This window comes from Nocardiopsis sp. CNZ308 (genome assembly GCF_004217075.1).
In genome coordinates this window covers 6,709,394-6,727,629 of the sequence record NZ_SHKJ01000001.1, presented here as the reverse complement: position 1 = coordinate 6,727,629, position 18,236 = coordinate 6,709,394, and the positions used below count along the sequence as shown (strand labels likewise).

Sequence of the window (18,236 nt, the reverse complement as noted above, 5' to 3'; positions counted from 1 at the left end):
CGCCTCGGCCACCCCGACGAGGTCGCCCGCGCGGTGGCCTTCCTGGCCAGCCCGGCCGCGGCCTACGTCACCGGACAGAACCTGATGGTGGACGGCGGTTTCCTCGACCGGATCTGAGCGCGTCCCGCCGCGGCCGGGCCCGCCGGTCGGGCCGCGGCGGGCCGCCCCGTGCGCCGGTGGTCAGGTCCGGGACCGGGTGTCGCGCCGGTGCGCCAGAGGGTGCGGGCCATGACGGTGGCGTCGCCTCGTACGCCGGGGGTCAGGTCCGGGACCGGGCGTCGCGCCGGTGCGCCAGCGGGCGCAGGACCACCACCGCCGCACCGAGCACACCCGCCGCCAGCGTCGCCGCCGTCACGTCGGGCACCCAGGTCAGGGCCGGGCGCAGACCGTGGCTCGCCGCCACCCCACCGCGGCGGCCACCGCGACCAGCCCCAGGGCCGACCACAGCGCGCTCGCCCACCTGCGGGGCCGCCGGACCCGCACGGCCGCGACGGCGCCCGCGCCCAGCGCCGCCGCGGCGGCCGTGGGCGTCCACACCGACGCCAGGTACAGCGGGTCGGTGCCGGGAGGAGGGGGGAGTCGCCGCCCGCGAGCATGTGGGCCAGCCCGAAGGCGACCGCCTGGATCCCGTTGTCGCGCAGCATGTCGTAGGTGTTCTGGAGGACCACCACCGCCCTCTCCCGTTCGGGCAGCACCACCACGATCGCCGCGTACCCCGGGGTCGAACCGCCGTGGAAGACGATCGGCTCACCGAGATCGGACAGGGCGTGTCGCGCCAGCCCAGGCCGTACTCCTGCGCCGAACCGGGGACCGGGACCAGCCCTGTGCGGGCCCGCTCCAGCGCGGCGGCGTCCAGCACGGGCGGTTCCGCCGCCACCTGCGCCCGCGCGAACGCGGCCAGGTCGGTGACGTCCCCGCCCAGGTAGCCGTAGGCCGCTCCCGCGTCGTCCACACCGTCGGCGTCGGCCACCGGCACGCCCCACAGTGTGCGGTGCCCCGGGCTCAGCCCGGCCTCGCGCGCCCCGCGCTGGCGAAGACGCCGTCCATCCCCGTCGGCTCCAGGACGCTCTCGCGCAGGTACCCGCGAAAGTCGCCGGTCACCTCCTCCAGGACGGCGCCCAGCACGAGGTAGTTCGCGCTGCTGTACTCGTGCGTGCCCGGGGTCCCCGGCTCCGAGGCGGCGACGCGCGCCACCCGCGCGTCCAGGTCCGGGCCCGCTCGCCGTACAGGTCGCTGGTGGCGGCGGCGGTGCGCCCGGTGAGCCCGAGGTCTGGGTGAGCAGGTCGCGCACGGTGGGGTCGGCGCCGAACTCCGCGAAGACCGGCAGGTAGTCCGGACCGGGCGTCCAGTCCAGGCGCCCCTCCATAGCCAGGACCAGCGCGGCGGTGGCGGTCACGGGCTTGGCCACGACCCCACAGGAACGGGGTGTGCTCGTCCACCGGGGCGCCGTCGCCGTCCACGCCGAAGGTTCCCTGGTGCTCGACGCCCTCGGGCCGACCACGGCGTAGGCCAGCCCGGGGTGTTGGTGGCCGCCATCCGCTCCCGACGTAGGCGTCCATCACGGAGGGGGGGGGGAGACGCGTCGTCCGGTGGGGTCGTGACCACGGGGGACAGGGCGAGCAGCAGGGCGAGGGGACGTGCGCGAGGGGGAGCGGCATGAGGGGCCTTCCGATAACCGTATGTCCATACGATTATGACCGTACCATGATACGGTTATCCGGTGCCGAGAACCGCAGACCACGCCCAGAGGCGCACGCAGATCACCGGTGCCGTGTGCGAGCTGATCGCCGAACGGGGGCTGGACGCCGTGACCGTGGCCCGCACGGCCGCGCGCGGCGGGATCTCCGTCGGGCTCGTGCAGCACTACTTCCCGTCCAAGGACGACATGCTGCTGCACGCGTTCGAGCGGGTCAGTACGGCCGTCGCCACCCGCGTCGCGGACGTCGTCGGTGAGGGGACCCGGCACGAGAGGACCATTTCCCGAGATCCTGCTGGCCGCGCTGGCCGAGCACCTGCCCTGGACGAACCCCGCCGGGCGGAGTTCCGGGTGATCCGCGTCTTCGCCGGACGGGCCCTGGAGAACCCGGCCCTGGCCGAGGTGGACGCGCGCACGGCGGACGCGCTGCACGCCGAGATCGCCCGGGCGGTGCGCAACGGCGTGGAGTGCGGTGAGGTGGAGGCGGACGTGGACGCCGCCGCGTCCGCCGCCCGCGTCGCCGCCGTGGCCGAGGGCTGGCCACCCAGGTCTACCGGGGCGGGCCGGGAGCCGCCGAGCGCGCCCGGGAGGCGTTGCGCGCGGAACTGGGTTCGGTGTTCACGGAGAGTGCCGCCAGTACGCGCGCTGAACCGCTGACTTTCTCGGCTGCGGTGGCGGTGCCGCCTCCGGGAGGGCCGGAGTGGCCCGAGTGCCCCGGTCGTGTGGCGGGTTGCCTCCCCGCAGACGCGCTGTCGATGCCCTCGCGTGGGCTCTGGAGGTGTTCGCGCGGGTTCAGGGGCAGGTCGGGGGGTCTGGCTGGTTGAGGAGGGTGGCGATGTGTTCTTTGGGGTAGCGGCGTGCTCCGCCGGGGGTGCGGAAGGGTTTGAGGACGTTGTCCCATTCGCCTCGGTGGAGGCTGCGGGGGCGGATGTTGAACAGGGCGGCGACTTCGCTGGGTGTGAGGACGTCGGGGCGTCCGTCGAGGAGGTAGCTGTAGTCGGGCATGAGGGGCTTTCCGTGTCTTCGGGGGTTCGGTACTCGGCGCTGGGTGTTGTGCGGGTGGTTGGTGGGGTGGCCCCGCCCTCCCGGGGAAGGGGAGGGCGGGGCTTTGGGCCGGTGCACTCCGCATCGGCCCATCCGCACCGGCCCGGGGGACAGGTGGGTGGTGCGGAGTCTGGAAGGGCTGGTCCGCCCGGGGAGCGGGTTACCAGGGGAAGACGGCGCGGACGGTGATCGCGCCGCAGGAGTGTTGCTTCCAGTCCCAGTAGGAGCACACGGCCTCGACCAGGCGTAGGCCGTTGCCGCCGACCCGGAGGGGTTCGGCCGCAGGCACGGCCGGGAACGTGGGTTGTTCTCCGGGGCGGGGTCCGTTGTCGGTGACGCGGAGTTCGAGGTGGCGCGGGGTGCGTTCGATCTCGACGCGGATGGTGCCTCCGGGGAGCCCGGACGCCGAGTGGCGCAGGGCGTTGGTGGTCATCTCGGAGACGGCGATGCCGACGGGTTCGGCCAGGCTGGGCCGGGAGCGGGTGGCTTGGGCGGCCCAGCGGCGGGCGATCTTGACGTGGCCGAGTTCGGGGCCGAGCAGAATGCCTGATTTGGTGGCGGTTCCGCACAGTCGGCGTGGAAGCGGGATGGGCGGAACGGTAGACTTTTGCATGTTTCACCTCGGGGCTTTCGGGGTGGAGCGCCTTGCCTCGGGGGCCGCCTTCGACTTCGGTCTCCGGGGCTTCTTGCTGCCATCACATACTTGTGCGCCTTGGCTACCTCGCGGTTGCACCGGGCCTTCGAGCCCTAACCTTGGTGTTTCTTGCTCTCCTCACGCCACTACCTGAAGAACTTGCGAAAAGGCCGGACAGGCCTCGGAAGCTCGGCGTAATATTCCGAGCATGAGCGACCCTCCGTTTCGTGAACTCATTAAGACCTTCCGCGATTTGCAAGGCCTCACTCAGGAGCAGTTGGCTGCTCGGGTGGGCTGTTCTGCCGCTTCCGTATCCCGGTGGGTGAACGGACAATCCCTTCCCCACCTCCCTCTTGCGGAGAAAATGGACAAGGTACTCCGCGCGGATGGGAAGCTGATCGCTGCGTGGCGTCAGGCTACGAGTGGACATGCCCTGCCCGAGTGGGCACGAGATTTGGAAGCCATAGAGCGTGCCGCAAGGCAGCTCAGCATTGTGGCGCCTGCTCTTATTCCTGGGTTGTTGCAGTGTCCGGAGGTCGCCCGTGGTGTGTTTCGGACAGCGCAGCCGCTTGCCACCGCGAAGGAGCTTGATCGCTTGGTGGCTCTGCGCACAGGCAGATTGGAAGAGTTGCCTGACCTCGAAGTGACTGCTGTCTTTCCTGTTGCGGCTGTATCTGGCCTCCCTGAGCCCCTTCGTCGGGCGCAGGTGCCGTACCTCATCGAGTGGGCTGAAACAGGGCGGGTCGCGGTGCACCTTGTGCCTGAGGGAACGACGCTCCTCGGCCCTTCGGCTCCGTTGATGCTCTTCCGTCTGGAGTCAGGGGAACTCGCGGTCGTCAGTGATCACGCTGACGGTAACGTGATCCACGAGGACAGCACGCACGACAGACTGTCCGCTCAAGCCACCACCGCGCTGGCAGCATCCCTGCCACTTGCACTCTCGCTCGATGTACTGAGGAAGCTCACATGAACACCACCACCGAATGGCATAAGTCCAGCTACAGCGCCAACGGGGGCAACTGCGTTGAGATCCGCGAGCACAAGGCTGGTTCGGACGTGCGTGACACTCAGAATCGGAACCAGGGGCATCTGACGTTCGCTCGTCAGGAGTGGGCCGCCGTTCTCGCTGTCACGAAGGGATGAGCCGTGAAGTCTGACTGGCACAAGTCCAGCTACAGCGGTGGTGACGGCGGGAACTGTGTGGAGGTCGCGGAAGGGCCTACCACCCACGTTCGTGACACCCAGAACCGGGAGCTGGGCCATCTGTCGGCCGAGGCTTCCGAGTGGACGGCGCTACTGGCTGTGGTGCGTGGCCAGTAGCGGTGGCGCTGTCTTCACGACGGTTCCTCGAAACCCTCCATGCGAGCTTGAAAGGTCTGTGATGAGCAGCGAGAACGCTTCCTGGCACACGTCCAGCTACAGCAGCGGTAGCGGAAGTTGCGTCGAGGTTAGTGAGGGCTCTGAGACACTGGTTCGGGACACCCAGAACCGGGAGCTGGGCTACCTGTCGGCCGAGGCCTCGGAGTGGACAGCACTACTGGCTGCGATGCGCGTCCGGTAGCGAAGTACCTCGATCCGGCCCTGCCCACGCCTGGGCAGGGCCGGTTTCTGTTTCCCACCCGTCACCCGCTCCGCACCAGCCACGCATACACCGCCAAACCGGGCCCACAACCGGCCACACCTGGCTACGGTGTCCACCATGGCTACTCACGAGGAGCTGTCCTCCCGCTATCCCGACGTCCTCTTCACCAACCTGCCGCCCGGCACCCACGGCACGGGGGCGGTCTGGGAGGTCCGGTCCCGCGGCTCCGACACGATCATCATGTACGCGCACACCGACGAGCAGGCCGACAGGTACGCGAAAGTCGTCGCCCGAGCGGTCAAGTACCCCGGCCAGATGGGATGACGACGCCCCGCGCCTGGTCCTCCAGGCGCGGACCGCCGTCGTACGGCCCCCGAGCAGACGGTAGGGGACCTCTTTCCCTGGCCCTGACCCGCTACAGCACCGATCCCCTCACACCGGCAGCTTCCACGACGGCCCTCCCGGCGACCCCAGCCACACCCGCTGTTCCCTTGGAGACACGGTGAGGCCGAACTCGGACACCGAGGGCTCACCCAGCGCCCTCCACCACCGAACGCTGCTCTCGACGCGGCCCCAGAGGTTGACCGGCCCGTGCTGGCTCACCCCGGTCCCGTCTGCGTCCTCGTCGACCAACGCCCACGATCCGGTTCCGATATCGCGCACACCGCGGCTCGGCCCCACCACCATCGGTACGGCCTCGGGAACGGTGAGCTGGACCACGAACCGCCCCGTCCAGTCATCGAGTACTTCGGCCCCCACATCCGTGGGACGCTGGGGCACGTTCGGCCCCAGTACGAGCGGCGCCTCCGCCGGTGCCCGCATCGACCGTGCCATCATGAACGACCTCTGCACGGGCAGGAACCGGCCCCGCATGGTTCCGTCCTCCTCGGCTTCCAGCAGCACCTGTGCGTTGGCGCCCAGCCATCCCGCCAAGGTCACGAGGACCTTCGCCCCCGGCCCGACCTGCCCGAGCCAGGGCAGGGGGACGAACCGGAACGCGCACGTGGCGATGATCCGGTCGTAGACCACATCCTCCCCGTCGTCCCAACGCTCCCCCAGGGCCCAGCCGCCGCCGTAACCGTCCTGGACCAGCAGGCGAGGGCGGTAGCCGACGTGGGCCAGCGCCTTCTCGGCCCGCGCCGCGATCCCGGCGTCCACCTCCACCGAGGTCACCCGCTCCTGGCCCAGCCGGTGGCACAACAACGCGGTGGAGTACCCGGTTCCGGTCGCGACCTCAAGAACCCTCTGGCCGTCCCGCACGTCCAGGTCTTCGAGCATCCCCACCACCAGGCTCGGCAGGGACGAGGACGATGTCGGCGCTCCCACCGACGGCGGGTGCGGGTCGGCGGCGTTGACTCCCTCCACCTGCGTGACCCACGTGTCGTCCTGGTAGACCATCGTCAGCCAGTCCGCCTCCGGCAGGTCCGAGCGGCGGACCACCCGCCACAGGCCTTCCCGGTCGAGCTGGTACACGGCCTCGCCCACGAACACCTCGCGCGGGACCGTTTCGACCGCCTCTTTCCACCCGCTTCCGCGCAGTACCCCGTTGGCGTGCAGCTCCTGCGCCAGCGCGAGGCGCAACCGCTGCCCCGTCACGTCCTCACTCATGCAGGGATCTTCTCCAGTAGGTCGGCAAGCGCCATTGTGATGCCCCGGACGGTGTCGGGGTCCAGGAAGGCCCACTGGCCGTTCGGGTTGCACTCCAGCATCGCCCAACCGCCGTTCGCGCGCAGGGCGAACGGGTCGGGACCGGAGCCCGGCGGTACCAACTCCACTCCGGTCGACCGGGAGAGTCCGTGCGCGGGGCGCGTGCTTCCTGGGCTGCGGGTCTATCCCTCGCGCAGGATTCTCACCAGGCGGGTCGTCCGCTCCTTCGCCGCGTTCTCACGCACCCCGGTCTCCAGCCCGCCGCCGGTCGCGTCCACCAGCGACACGTGTCGCGTCGCGCGGGTCAGCGCCGTGTACACCTGCGGCCGCGACACCGGCACCTCGGGCGGGAACACCGCCACCACGGCGGGCCACCGGCCCCCGTGCGCGGCGGCCACCGTCACCGCCCAGCCCGGGCGCAGCGCCGCCGGGTCGGTCACCTTGACGCGACCGCCGCCGACCAGCTCCACCACGGCACCGCCGTCCACCTCGCGCAGATGACCGGTGTCACCGGGCCCGTAGCCGGGGCCCTCCGCCGTGAACAGCACCCGGTCGCCCACGTCGAACCCGCCGTGCGCGCCCGGCCCCGGGTTCAGTCTCTCCTTGCACGCGGCGTTGACCGCCCGCGCACCGGCCGGGCCGTCCTCCCGCGCGGTCACCACCTGCACGTGCTCGGCCCCGATGCCCAACGCGCGCGGAATCGAGTCCGTCACCAACTGCACCACCCGGTGCACCGCCTCCTCGGCCGACGCCGCCGGAACCCGCACCACCTCGCGCCCGGGCGCCTCCACCTCGGGAACCCCGCCCTCGGCCACGGCCGCCGCCAGCTCCGCGATCGGCCCCGGAGCGTCGTCGTCGGACACCTCGGCCACGTGCGCGGTCCGCGAAGCGGCGATGTCCACCACCACCTGGCCCGGTGTCGCCGAGGGCGCCTGGTTCGGGTCGGCCAGCAGCACCAGGTGCGCGTCGTCCGCGCACACCGACGCCAGCTCGGCGGCTCGGGCCGCGCCCACCGACATCGCCTCGCACAGCACCACGAGACCGGCCTTCAACGGGGCCTGCGCCAGGAGCGCGGGCAGCGACACCGCCCGCACGGGGGCCTGAACCGCCTCCCCGGGACCCTGCTGGCCCTGCTGTCCCTCGTGGCGCTGTTGACCCTCCTGGCCCTGCTGTACCCGCTGGCTCCGCTGTTCCGGCTGCTCCCGGACCTCCCGCGCTTCGCCAGCCTCTTCGGACTCTTCGGACCCCTGCGTGTCCGGAGCCTCCTGTGTCGCCGGGGTCTGCTGCGCGTCCGCAGTGTCCTGTACCTCCGAAGTCCCCTGGGCCTCCGAAGCTCCCTGCTCGCCCGAGGCAGCCTCAGCTCCCTCGGTCCCCTGCGCCGCTTCGTCCTCCTCGGCCCCCCGGGTCTCCTCGGCGGCCTCGTCTCCGGCCCCGGTCTCCGGCGCCCCTCCGGCATCCCCGGAAGTCCGCGCCCCCTCGGAAGCTCCGGCAGCGGCCCGCTCCCGGCGGACCCGCGCCAGGTCGGCGTTGACGGCCGCCGCGGCCTGCGCGGTCGGCGCCGCCACCGCGATCCCCACCTGGCTGTCGGTGGCGATCGCGTCCAGGCACACCAGTGCCCGCGCGATCTCCGCCGCGTCGCCGGGGCCGTGCCGCAGCACCGTCACCGGGCGCAGGGTCGCCGTCACCAGGGCCTCGCGTGTGCGGTCCGAGACGGTGAACCCGCCCCGCTCCTCGGCCGCGTCCACCGTCTCGCCCGCGGTCATCGAGTCCATGATCGGCTCGTTGCCGCCGATCAGCCGCAGCAGCTGTTCGCCCAGCCGCTGCTCGGCGTGCCCCACCTCGGGCAGGGCGTAGAACAGCTCGGTGTCGGGCAGGTCCGGGACCCCGCCCCCGCTGAAGTCGAAGTCCTCGTCGTCGTCCTCGTCGGTGCTCTCCAGCACCACCGCGCTCCCGTCGGCCACGGCCGCCTCCAGCGCGGCGGCCGGGTCGGCCACCCCGAGCTTGCCCACGACCGAAGCCAGCTTCTTCTCCTCCACCACGGTGTGCCCGCGCGCGGCGGACATGCGCAGCACGTGCTCGGTGAAGGCCGCCAGCCGCCGGGGGTCGTCGGGCCGCGCGCCCTCGCCCAGGTGCCTGCGGGCGCAGAAGTCGGCCTGCTCCGCGGTCACCTGCGGCAGGCGCAGCAGCAGCCACGGGTTCGCGTCCAGCGCGGCGGCGGCCCCCGGCCCCAGTACGCCCAGCAGCCGGGGCGCCAGGGCGCCCGGCGCGCCCATCCGGTCAAGGACGGCACTGACCTGTTCTGCCTCGGACACCTCGGGCGGTTCCCCTCGTCATACGGTTCACGGACTCTGGGGGAGCCTATCGACTGGCGACGACGCTCAGTTCCCGCTTCCGGCCGTCCAGCCGTTGCCACGTACCCCGGCCGCCTGCTGTGGCCCGCCGCCACATACCCCGTCTGCCCGCAGCCGCCCGCCACCACGCACCCCGACGCCCGCCGTGGCCCGCTCCGGTTGCCCGCCACCACGTACCCCGGTCGTCTGTTACCGCCCGCCCCGGTCGCCCGCCGAAGCCCGCCCGCACCCCGCACGCCTCCCGTACGCGTTCCGGAGCCCGGGAACGCCCCCGGTCCGCCCGTTACTCCCGCTTCGCCCGGTTGCCGCGCCCGCGCCGCCCCTCCCGCTTTCCCGGCTTCCCGTCCGGTCCGTCCGGGCCGACGACCTGGCGCACGGCCGCGCACGGGTCGGTCGTGGGGGAGGACTCCTGGATGGCGACGGCCGCGCGCTGGGCGATCTGGCGGAACAGCTCGCGCGCGGGCGCGTCGAGTCCCGTCAGGACCTCCTCCTCCACCCCGCGCACGCGTTCGCTGATCGAGGCCAGGACCTCGCGGCCGTGCGCGGTGGCGCACACCCGCCGCACCCGCCGGTCACCGGGGTCCACCCGGCGCCGCACGAGGTCGGCCTCCTCCAGGTCGTCGAGGAGGTAGGTCATCACGCTGCGGTCGATCAGCAGCCGCTCGGCCAGGGCCGCCTGCGTGGGGGGCTCGTCGAGTGAGACCGCGGTGAGCACGTGGTAGCCGCGGCTGCCGTGCGGGACGCCGTCCAGGACCGCCTCCACCCGCTCGTGCCACCGGCGCAGGACCACGGCCAGCGACCACCCCAGGTCGGTGCCTTGTCCCGGAGTCGCGTCCGCGCCCGAGGCCGGGCCCGCGTCCCCGGCCGGGGACCGGCCGGGCTTCGGAGTGGGGAGTGCCATGCCCCGAGGCTACCAGGAATAGGTGGCACACAAGATAAGTTGTTGCCAACATCGTTGATTCGACAAACTAGTTCCGGCTTCCTCCCGAGGAGAGAACCCATGCCCGACTACGGACACCCCCTCAGGTTCGGCACCTTCATCACACCCGCGGCGCAGGACCCCGACCGCACCGTCGCGCTCGCCGAACTCACCGAGGCGGCCGGACTGGACCTGGCCACCTTCCAGGACCACCCCTACAACCCCGGCTTCCTCGACACCTGGACCCTGCTCAGCTGGGTGGCCGCGCGCACCACGCGCCTGAGCGTGTCGGCCAACGTCCTCAACCTGCCCCTGCGCCCGCCCGGGGTGCTCGCCCGCTCCGCCGCCAGCCTCGACCTGCTCTCCCACGGCCGCTTCGAACTCGCCCTGGGCGCCGGAGCGTTCTGGGACGGCATCGAGGGCATGGGCGGCAAGCGCCTCACCCCGCGCCAGGCCGTGGACGCGCTCAGCGAGGGCATCGACGTCATCCGCGCCGCCTGGGACACCGACGCCCGCGGCGGCGTCCGCGTGGACGGGGAGCACCACCGCGTGCGCGGCATGAAGCGCGGCCCCGCGCCCGCCCACGAGATCGGCATCAGCCTGGGCGCCTACAAGCCCCGCATGCTGCGGCTGGTCGGCGCCAAGGCGGACGGCTGGCTGCCCAGTCTCGGCTACCTCAAGCTGGAGGACATGGCCGAGGCCCACCGCACCATCGACGAGGCCGCGCTGGCCGCCGGGCGCGACCCCCGCCAGGTCCGCCGCATGCTCAACCTCGCCCAGATCGCCTTCCTGCCCACCGGGAAGGACTTCCTCCAGGGCCCGCCCGAGCAGTGGGTGGACGACCTGCTGCCCCTGGTCCTCGAACACGGCTACTCCACGTTCATCGTGGGCACCGACGACCCGCGCACCATCCAGACCTTCGGCGCCGAGGTCGCCCCCGCCCTGCGCGAGGCCGTGGAGCGCGAGCGCGCCGACGCGGGCACCGACACCGGCCCGGCCCGCGCCGCCGCCTCCCTGGCCGCGCGCCGCTCCGGCATCGACTACGACGGCGTCCCCGAGAGCCTGCGCGAGCACGCCGTCGAACCCGGCGACCGCGCCTACGCCCGCGTCCGCCACGGCTACATGCAGAAGGGCTCACCGGGACTGGTCCTGCGCCCCGGCAGCGCCGAGGAGGTCGCCGAGGCCCTCGCCCACGCCCGCGCCCAGGACGCCGACCTGCACGTGCGCAGCGGCGGCCACGGCATCAGCGGGCGCTCCACCGGCGACGGCGGCGTCGTCGTGGACCTCTCGCGGATGAACGGCGTCGAGGTCCTGGACGCGGAGTCCGGCCTGGTCCGGCTCGGCGCCGGTGCCCGCTGGGGCGAGGTCGCCGACACCCTCGCCTTCCACGGCCTGGCCCTCAGCTCGGGCGACCACGGGGGAGTGGGCGTCGGGGGACTGGCCACCACCGGCGGCGTGGGCTACATGTCCCGCGCCCACGGCCTGACCATCGACAACGTCACCGCCGTCGAGGTCGTCACCGCGGACGGAACCCCCGTGCGCGCCGACGCCGACCACCACCCCGACCTGTTCTGGGCCATGCGCGGCGCGGGCGCCAACTTCGGCGTGCTCACCGCCGTCGAGGCCACGGCCGCCCCGGTGCGCGACGTGGTCCTCGGCCAGTTCGTCTACGACGCGACCGACACCGCCGCCTTCCTCCGGGCCTGGGGCGAGGTCGCCGAGGCAGCGCCGCGCGAGGTCACCGCCTTCCTCACCACCGGCCCCGCGCGCGGCGGGAGCGGCCCCGCGGCCCAGGCCATGGTGGTCTACGCCGGGGACGACACCGACCTGGCCGTGCGGGCGCTGGAGCCCTTCCTGTCCGTGGGCCCCGTCCTGGACCAGCGCGCCCAGCTCGCGCCCTACCCCGCGATCCTCGCCCGCCCCGACGGGCCCCACCAGGGCCACGGGCTGCCCGAGGCGCGCTCGGGCCTGCTGCACCACATCACCCCGGACGCGTCCGAGGGCCTGGCCGGGCTGCTCACCTCGGGCGACGTCATGTTCATGCAGCTCAGACAGGTCGGCGGCGCGGTCAACGACCTGGCGGCCGACGCCACCGCCTACGCCCACCGGTCGCAGAACTTCGTGCTGGCGGCCATGACGGGAACCCGGAGCGCCGTGCGCATGGACGAGCGGTGGGCGGACCTGGACAAGCACCTGGAGGGCATGTACCTGAGCTTCGACACCCGTACCGGACCCGAGGTGCTCGCGCAGGCCTTCCCCGAGCCCACCCTGGACAGGCTGCGGGCCCTCAAGGCCGCGTACGACCCGCACAACGTGTTCGACAAGAACTTTTCGATCCCGCCCGCGATCCGGGGCTGAGCGGGCCCGGCCGTGGGCTCGCCCACCATGGAACCGGCGGTGGGCGCGCCGTGCGGCTGATCGGGCCCGGCCGGAACCGGACGGGCGGCGGGGCGTTCCCCGCGTGCGCGGGCGCCGGGGGGTTGGCCACGGCCGACCCTTCAGCGCTCGATCGCGGCCCCCGCGTGTGTGGGCCCTAGGCGTCGCCGCCGGTCGGTGCCGCTCCGCGCGTTCCCCGGAGGAGGGACCGGGGGAGCACCGACGGGGGCCTCAGCGCTCGGGGCGCGCCGTGGCGTCGTCGAGCGCGTCGCGGATCTTGGGCGGTAGCTCCACGCCCTCCACACCCAGGATCTCCTCCAGCTGGGCGAGGGTGCGCGGACCGACCACCGCCGCGGCCACGCCCTCCTGGTCGCGCGCCCAGCTCAGCGCCACCGCCAGCGGCGACACGCCCAGGCCCTCGGCCGCCGTGCACACCGACTCCACCACCCGGCGGCTGCGGTCGTCCAGGTAGGGCTCCACGTACGGCGCCATGTGGGAGAAGGCCGCCCGCGAGTCCGGCGGCGTCCCGTTGCGGTACTTGGCGGTGAGCACGCCGCGCCCCAGCGGCGACCACGCGATCAGGTGGGCCCCGGCCACCGCCGCGGCGGGCCGCAGGCCGTGGTCGGCGCCCCGGTTGAGCAGCGAGTACTCGGTCCCCACACTCACCAGGGGCACGCGCCCGGGGTGCGCGCGCTGCCAGGTGGCCAGGGTCGCGAACTGCCACGACTCCAGGTTCCCCGTGCCCACGTAGCGCGCCTTGCCCGCCGCCACGGCCGCCTCCATCGCGGCCAGCGACTCCTCGGGCGGCGTGGAGGGGTCGAACACGTGCAGCTGCCACAGGTCCACGTAGTCGGTCTGAAGGCGTCGCAGCGAGGCGTCCAGGGAGGCCAGCAGGTGCCGCCGGGAGGCGTCCACCGGCCGGTAGCCGTCGGGCGTGTGGCCGCTCTTGGTGGCCACCACCACGTCCTCGCGGCGCACCGAGGCGCGCAGCAGGCGCCCCAGGATCCGCTCGCTCTGGCCGCCGGTGTAGATGTCCGCGGTGTCCACGAGCGTGCCGCCCGCGTCCACGAACGCGGTGAGCTGCTGCCCGGCCTCCTCCTCGGAGGTGTCCTTGCCCCAGGTCATCGTGCCGAGAGCGGTACGAGAGACCCAGAGCCCTGATCTGCCCACCTGTCGCTGTTCCATGCGGCGGAGAGTACCGCGTCCGTCCGACGCCGTCCCTGGGCCCACCCCCCGCCGCTCCCCTCCGGCGCGGCCGTGACCGGGGCGTTCGCCGCGCCCGCGCCCGTGTTCCGGCTCCGGGAACGGGCCCTTCGAACCTGGTGGCCCGGATCCGCCGCGCCCGCCGCGGCACACCGTCCCCGCGGCCGCGGCCGGGGTCCTGCCCTCCCGTCCGCCACGGGCCTACCCTGTGACCATGGCGACACCCGCAGCACCCCAGGACACTCCGCCCCCACCGCCCGCACCCGAGGCGGTCACCCTCCTCCTCATCCGGCACGGGATGACCGACGCCACCGGCCCCCGCCTGGCGGGGCGCGCCGAGGGCGTCCACCTCAACGACACCGGCCGCGTCCAGGCCGCGCACCTGGCCGGTCGGCTCACCGGGCTCCGCCCGGCGGCCCTGGTCTCCAGCCCGCTCGAACGCTGCCAGGAGACCGCCGAGGCCGTCGCCGCGCAGCTCGGCGTCCCCGTCACCACCGACGAGCGCTTCGTGGAGTGCGACTACGGCTCCTGGACCGGCCGCGGCCTCGGTGAACTGTCCGACGAACCCCTCTGGCGCGTGGTGCAGGACCACCCCAGCGCCGCGCGCTTCCCCGGCGGGGAGGCCCTGGCCGAGTCCTCGGCCCGCGCGGTCGCGGCCGTGCGCGACTGGAACGCCCGCCTGCTCTCGGCGCCGTCCGAGGCCCCGTCCCCGGGTTCCCCGTCCGAGGTCCCGGGTGTCCCGTCCGCGCCCCAGGACCCGCCCGTGTACGTGGTGTGCAGCCACGGCGACATCATCAAGGCCATCGTCGCCGACGCCCTCGGCATGCACCTGGACCTGTTCCAGCGCCTGCGGGTGGACCCCTGTTCGGTCACCTCCATCACCTACACGCGCACTCGCCCCTTCCTCAACAAGCTCAACGACACGGGGGAGAGCCTGACCGCGAGCCTGCCGACCCCCGCCGAGGCCAGCGGCGACGCGGCCGTGGGCGGCGGCGCGGGCTCCCGGGAGACCCCCGCCGACGCCCCCTGAGGGGACCTCCTCCGCCCAGGCGGGCAGGAGGAGGTCCCCCGCCCGGACCCTGGTGCGCCCCGCCCGGCTCGCGAGTCCGGCCCCGACGGCCTCGCGCCCGTTGCCTGAACCCGTGTGCCCCGCCCGGCCCCGGCGGACCGCCGAGGAACCTCGGCGGTCCGCCGGGGCCGGGGCCCGACCGCCAGACGCGCCGGAGGCCCCGGTCGGCGTCCTGCCTCCCCGAGAACACGTCCCGCCCCACGGGTCAACGGGTCACCGGGCCACGATCATGTTCTGGCCCGCGCTGATGCGCCAGCCGTCCTCTCCCCGGGCGTAGACGTACAGCGCGCTGCCCGCGGGAGCACCGGTCGGCTCCCCGTCCGCGTCCACCGCCGTCTGGGCCACCTGCACGGCGATCACGTCCGGACGGATCTCCAGCAGGTCGGCCACCTCGTACCGGGCGTAGGAGTCCGCCAGCCTCGGCGCCACCTCCCTGGCGAACGCCGCGATCCGCGCGGCACCGACCATCCGCCTGCCCGCGGCCGAGGCCCACAGCGCGTCCCCGGCGTAGTGGTCGGCCAGCGCCACCGGGTCGTGGGAGTTGAAGGCGTCCTGCAGGCTGCGCACGAGAGCGTGGATCTCGGCGTGGGACCCCGCGGGGTCCCCGGGGCTCCGATGGGTAGGGGGCTCGGTCTTCTTGGCGTCGCTCATGCCGCGTCCGTTCCTCTCGGGGGCGGTGGTCCGTCCCGCTGGGACCAACCAACAACCTCAACATTTGTTGAAGTCAAGGGGGTGTGACGCGGTGCGCACCCGCCCGACGCCCGGACCCCCGGCCCCGCCCGGGCCCACCAGCGCGTCCGGCGGGTTTGGCGCCGGTAGGCCCGCATCCCGTAAGGTTCTTGGCATGCCCGTCTTTCAGTTCAATCCGCCGGAGCGGTTCGTCGCGGGGACCGTGGGCCAGCCGGGAGACCGCACCTTCTTCCTCCAAGCCGTGGGAGAGGGGCGCATCACCAGCGTGGTCCTGGAGAAGGCGCAGGTCGAGGCGCTCGCCACCCGTATCGAGGAACTACTGGAAGAGGTGCACCGGCGCTTCGGCTCCCCGCCGGAGGACACCGCTCCGCCCGAGGACGACGCTCCCCTGGAGCAGCCCATCGAGCAGGACTTCCGGGTCGGCACCCTGGCCCTGGCCTGGGACGCCGAGGCCGCCCGCGTCATCATCGAGGCCCAGGAGATCGACGAGACCGCCGGTGAGGACCTGCTGGAGGACGACGAGGAGGAGCTGGAGGTCTTCGCCGAGGAGGCCCCCGCCCACCGCGACGTCCTGCGCGTCTACCTCACCCCCGGCGCCGCGCGCTCCTTCGCCGGACGCGCGCTGAAGGTGGTCGCCGCCGGACGCCCGGACTGCCCGCTGTGCGGACGCCCGCTCGACCCCGCCGGCCACATCTGCGTACGCCAGAACGGCTACCGACCGGACAGCCTCGTCTGAGCACGCCGATGAGCACACCAGCGGCGGGCCGCCGGGCGCGCAGACCCGGGGGCCCGCGATGAGGGACACCGCCGACGCCTTCGACGGCCTCAGCCCGGCCGTCGGGCTCGACCTGCTCCGCACCGGCGAGATCACCGTGGAGGGGCGGCTGACCGCCGCCTCCAACGCCACCCTGTACTGCACCGTCTCCGACGGCGTGCGCTCGGCCGCCTGCGTGTACAAGCCGGTGGCGGGGGAGCGGCCGCTGTGGGACTTCCCCGACGGGACCCTGGCCGGGCGCGAGGTCAGCGCCCACGCCGTCTCCGAGGCGCTGGGCTGGGGGATCGTCCCGCCCACGGTGCACCGCGACGGCCCGTTCGGCGAGGGCATGGTGCAGCTGTGGGTGCACGGCGACACCACCGTGGACCTGGTCGCCCTGGCACGGGAGACCGACAACGCCGACCTGCGCCGCATGGCGGTGTTCGACGCGGTCATCAACAACTCCGACCGCAAGATCGGCCACCTGCTGCCCACCCCCGGCGGGCACCTGTACGGCTGCGACCACGGGGTCTCCCTCGCCGAGGACTACAAGCTGCGCACCGTGCTGTGGCAGTGGCAGGGCCAGCCGCTGCCCCAGGACGCCCTGGAGGCACTGGGATCGGTGCGCGACCAGCTCGCCGACGCGGACAGCGTCCTGTCCCGGGAGCTGGCGCGGCACCTGACCGGACCGGAGGCCTACGCGGTGCGCAGCCGGGTGGACCTGCTCATCCAGCACGGCGTCCACCCCTACCCGGCGCCGGACTGGCCCGCGGTGCCCTGGCCGCCGATCTGAGTCGGGCCCTGCTGCCTGCCGGTGGCGGTCTGCCTCGCCGCGCTCCTGCTCACCGGGCTCCACTACGGGGCCGGGGAGATCCTCGCCACGCTCGCGATCCACGCCCTGCCGGTACTGCTCGTCGTGTGCTTCCCCCTGCTGCTCCTGCCGAGGGTGCGGCGGTGGGCGCGACGGGCCGCCGACTCCCGGGGCCGGGCCGCGACGGCGGGGGGAGGCCGCGGGGCGGACAGCTTCCGCGAACCCGTGCGCCTGCCCCAGGTCTCCTCCGCCCGGCTCACCCAGCGGGGCGGACGGGTGACCGCGACCCTCGACCACCTCGACGGCAGCGCGGTCGGCTGCTCCGCCCGCGGCCGCGACGGGGAGTACCTGCGGGCGGTCTTCCGCGAGCACCTGGACGGGCGCTTCCCCGAGGAGGAGCCCGCGGCCGGGACCGGGCCGGTGTGAGGGTGCTCGCCTACCGGGGGGTGGGAATGGCGTGCTCCTTGCCCCGGACGGCACAATGGGGCACGTGAGCAACGAGTGGAACTACCTATTCGACATGGACGGCGTGCTCGTACGCGAGCAGCACCCCATCCCGGGCGCGGACGAGCTCATCGCGGAGCTGCGCGAGAACGGGATCCCGTTCATGGTGTTGACCAACAACTCCATCTACACCCCCCGCGATCTGCGGGCGCGTCTGCTCAGCTCGGGCCTGGACATCCCCGAGGAGTCGATCTGGACGTCGGCCCTGGCCACCGCCCAGTTCCTCCAGACCCAGCGCCCCAACGGGTCGGCCTACGTCGTCGGCGAGTCCGGCCTGACCACCGCCCTGCACAACGTCGGCTACGTGATGACCGAGCGCGACCCCGACTACGTGGTGCTCGGTGAGACCCGCACCTACAGCTTCGAGGCCATAACCCGCGCGATCCGCCTGGTCCGCGGCGGCGCGCGGTTCATCGCCACCAACCCCGACGAGACCGGTCCCAGCGCCGAGGGTCCGCTGCCCGCCACGGGCGCGGTCGCCGCGCTGATCGAGAAGGCCACCGGCCGCCGCCCCTACTTCGTGGGCAAGCCCAACCCGCTGATGATGCGGTCGGCGCTGCGCCGGATCGGCGCGCACTCGGAGAACACCCTGATGGTGGGCGACCGGATGGACACCGACGTGCTCAGCGGGTTGGAGGCGGGCCTGCAGACCGTGCTGGTGCTCTCGGGCATCTCCGAGCGCGAGACCGCCGAGCAGTTCCCCTACCGCCCCACACGTGTGATCGGGTCGGTCAAAGAGCTGGTGGGCATCACCCGCGACCCCTTCCAGCGCGACTAGCGCTTGCGGCGGGACCGGCGTCCGCGCCGGGGACGCCGTGGAGGGGCGCACGCAGCCCTCCCCCGGTGATCCTGCTCCCAGCGCCGTTGTGGGACGCCCACAACGGCATTGGGAGCAGGATCACCCCTGCGGCCCCGGTGTTCCCCGGGCCCGACACGACGACGGGGGCGGCGGACCG

General features: G+C 73.3%; 22 protein-coding genes and 1 pseudogene. 13 read left to right on the top strand and 10 right to left on the bottom strand.

What is annotated here, in order from left to right; genetic code table 11:
• Positions 1-117, top strand: a 117-nt coding sequence (locus EV372_RS28925; protein WP_130398678.1) for an SDR family oxidoreductase, incomplete at its 5' end; no start/stop codon positions are given.
• A gap of 252 nt (positions 118-369) precedes the next feature.
• Here the strand turns inward: EV372_RS28925 and EV372_RS29605 are convergent.
• The 3 genes and pseudogenes from EV372_RS29605 to EV372_RS29595 form a co-directional block, all read right to left on the bottom strand.
• Positions 370-537: a hypothetical protein gene (locus EV372_RS29605; RefSeq protein WP_486484409.1), complete on the bottom strand. Its 168-nt coding sequence runs from the start codon at positions 535-537 to the stop codon at positions 370-372.
• Between the two features lie 465 nt (positions 538-1,002).
• Positions 1,003-1,194 (bottom strand): serine hydrolase, encoded by a 192-nt coding sequence (locus EV372_RS29600; protein ID WP_486484408.1) that lies wholly within the window; start codon positions 1,192-1,194, stop codon positions 1,003-1,005.
• Between the two features lie 100 nt (positions 1,195-1,294).
• Positions 1,295-1,366, bottom strand: a pseudogene (locus EV372_RS29595) (hypothetical protein); the annotation flags it as partial.
• Positions 1,367-1,720: 354 nt separating this feature from the next.
• Here EV372_RS29595 and EV372_RS28915 point away from each other — a divergent pair.
• Complete coding sequence (locus EV372_RS28915; RefSeq protein WP_486484407.1) at positions 1,721-2,353, top strand: TetR/AcrR family transcriptional regulator; 633 nt, start codon at positions 1,721-1,723, stop codon at positions 2,351-2,353.
• A 135-nt stretch (positions 2,354-2,488) separates the two neighbouring features.
• On the opposite strand, the gene EV372_RS28910 is transcribed toward EV372_RS28915, so the two are convergent.
• A complete protein-coding gene (locus tag EV372_RS28910; RefSeq protein WP_130394121.1) occupies positions 2,489-2,701 on the bottom strand; it encodes a helix-turn-helix domain-containing protein in 213 nt (70 codons plus the stop codon).
• A 199-nt stretch (positions 2,702-2,900) separates the two neighbouring features.
• Complete coding sequence (locus EV372_RS28905; protein ID WP_130394119.1) at positions 2,901-3,353, bottom strand: ATP-binding protein; 453 nt, start codon at positions 3,351-3,353, stop codon at positions 2,901-2,903.
• Between the two features lie 229 nt (positions 3,354-3,582).
• On the opposite strand from EV372_RS28905, the gene EV372_RS28900 reads away from it, so the two are divergent.
• From EV372_RS28900 to EV372_RS28880, 5 genes are all read left to right on the top strand, one after another.
• A complete protein-coding gene (locus tag EV372_RS28900) occupies positions 3,583-4,344 on the top strand; it encodes a Scr1 family TA system antitoxin-like transcriptional regulator (protein ID WP_130394117.1) in 762 nt (253 codons plus the stop codon).
• Positions 4,341-4,517 (top strand): DUF397 domain-containing protein, encoded by a 177-nt coding sequence (locus EV372_RS28895; protein WP_130394115.1) that lies wholly within the window; start codon positions 4,341-4,343, stop codon positions 4,515-4,517. The genes EV372_RS28900 and EV372_RS28895 overlap by 4 nt, the downstream gene beginning before the upstream one ends.
• A 3-nt stretch (positions 4,518-4,520) precedes the next feature.
• On the top strand, positions 4,521-4,694 hold the full coding sequence (locus EV372_RS28890) for a DUF397 domain-containing protein (protein WP_130394113.1): 174 nt from the start codon (positions 4,521-4,523) through the stop codon (positions 4,692-4,694).
• Between the two features lie 61 nt (positions 4,695-4,755).
• Positions 4,756-4,935, top strand: a complete 180-nt coding sequence (locus EV372_RS28885; protein ID WP_130394111.1) for a DUF397 domain-containing protein — start codon at positions 4,756-4,758, stop codon at positions 4,933-4,935.
• A gap of 138 nt (positions 4,936-5,073) precedes the next feature.
• Positions 5,074-5,280 carry a hypothetical protein gene (locus EV372_RS28880; RefSeq protein WP_130394109.1) on the top strand — a complete coding sequence of 69 codons (207 nt, stop codon included), beginning with the start codon at positions 5,074-5,076 and terminating at the stop codon, positions 5,278-5,280.
• A 108-nt stretch (positions 5,281-5,388) separates the two neighbouring features.
• Here the strand turns inward: EV372_RS28880 and tgmC are convergent, their stop codons facing one another.
• The 3 genes from tgmC to EV372_RS28860 all read right to left on the bottom strand — a co-directional run bounded on the left by tgmC (position 5,389) and on the right by EV372_RS28860 (position 9,855).
• On the bottom strand, positions 5,389-6,564 hold the full coding sequence (tgmC, locus tag EV372_RS28875) for an ATP-grasp peptide maturase system methyltransferase (protein WP_130398677.1): 1,176 nt from the start codon (positions 6,562-6,564) through the stop codon (positions 5,389-5,391).
• Positions 6,565-6,785: 221 nt separating this feature from the next.
• Entirely contained in the window at positions 6,786-8,915 is a 2,130-nt protein-coding gene (locus EV372_RS28865) for a helix-hairpin-helix domain-containing protein (protein ID WP_130398676.1), read from the bottom strand.
• Positions 8,916-9,237: 322 nt separating this feature from the next.
• Positions 9,238-9,855 carry a MarR family winged helix-turn-helix transcriptional regulator gene (locus tag EV372_RS28860; RefSeq protein WP_486484076.1) on the bottom strand — a complete coding sequence of 206 codons (618 nt, stop codon included), beginning with the start codon at positions 9,853-9,855 and terminating at the stop codon, positions 9,238-9,240.
• Between the two features lie 99 nt (positions 9,856-9,954).
• On the opposite strand from EV372_RS28860, the gene EV372_RS28855 reads away from it, so the two are divergent.
• Positions 9,955-12,231, top strand: a complete 2,277-nt coding sequence (locus EV372_RS28855; RefSeq protein WP_130398675.1) for an LLM class flavin-dependent oxidoreductase — start codon at positions 9,955-9,957, stop codon at positions 12,229-12,231.
• Positions 12,232-12,480: 249 nt separating this feature from the next.
• Here the strand turns inward: EV372_RS28855 and EV372_RS28850 are convergent, their stop codons facing one another.
• A complete protein-coding gene (locus tag EV372_RS28850) occupies positions 12,481-13,434 on the bottom strand; it encodes an aldo/keto reductase (protein ID WP_197044341.1) in 954 nt (317 codons plus the stop codon).
• 232 nt (positions 13,435-13,666) lie between these two features.
• On the opposite strand from EV372_RS28850, the gene EV372_RS28845 reads away from it, so the two are divergent.
• Positions 13,667-14,482 carry a histidine phosphatase family protein gene (locus EV372_RS28845; RefSeq protein WP_130398674.1) on the top strand — a complete coding sequence of 272 codons (816 nt, stop codon included), beginning with the start codon at positions 13,667-13,669 and terminating at the stop codon, positions 14,480-14,482.
• Positions 14,483-14,734: 252 nt separating this feature from the next.
• Here the strand turns inward: EV372_RS28845 and EV372_RS28840 are convergent, their stop codons facing one another.
• Positions 14,735-15,172 (bottom strand): SgcJ/EcaC family oxidoreductase, encoded by a 438-nt coding sequence (locus EV372_RS28840; protein WP_130398673.1) that lies wholly within the window; start codon positions 15,170-15,172, stop codon positions 14,735-14,737.
• A gap of 193 nt (positions 15,173-15,365) precedes the next feature.
• Between EV372_RS28840 and EV372_RS28835 the strand changes: the two genes are divergently transcribed.
• The 4 genes from EV372_RS28835 to EV372_RS28820 are packed head-to-tail and all read left to right on the top strand — an operon-like array spanning position 15,366 to position 18,058.
• Positions 15,366-15,947 (top strand): DUF3090 domain-containing protein, encoded by a 582-nt coding sequence (locus EV372_RS28835; protein ID WP_013153779.1) that lies wholly within the window; start codon positions 15,366-15,368, stop codon positions 15,945-15,947.
• Positions 15,948-16,005: 58 nt separating this feature from the next.
• Complete coding sequence (locus tag EV372_RS28830) at positions 16,006-16,758, top strand: SCO1664 family protein (protein ID WP_130398672.1); 753 nt, start codon at positions 16,006-16,008, stop codon at positions 16,756-16,758.
• Positions 16,759-16,779: 21 nt separating this feature from the next.
• Positions 16,780-17,202, top strand: a complete 423-nt coding sequence (locus EV372_RS28825) for a hypothetical protein (protein WP_253794213.1) — start codon at positions 16,780-16,782, stop codon at positions 17,200-17,202.
• Positions 17,203-17,257: 55 nt separating this feature from the next.
• Positions 17,258-18,058, top strand: coding sequence for an HAD-IIA family hydrolase (locus EV372_RS28820; RefSeq protein ID WP_013153777.1), 801 nt, complete (start codon positions 17,258-17,260; stop codon positions 18,056-18,058).
• The last annotated feature ends 178 nt before the right edge of the window (positions 18,059-18,236 follow it).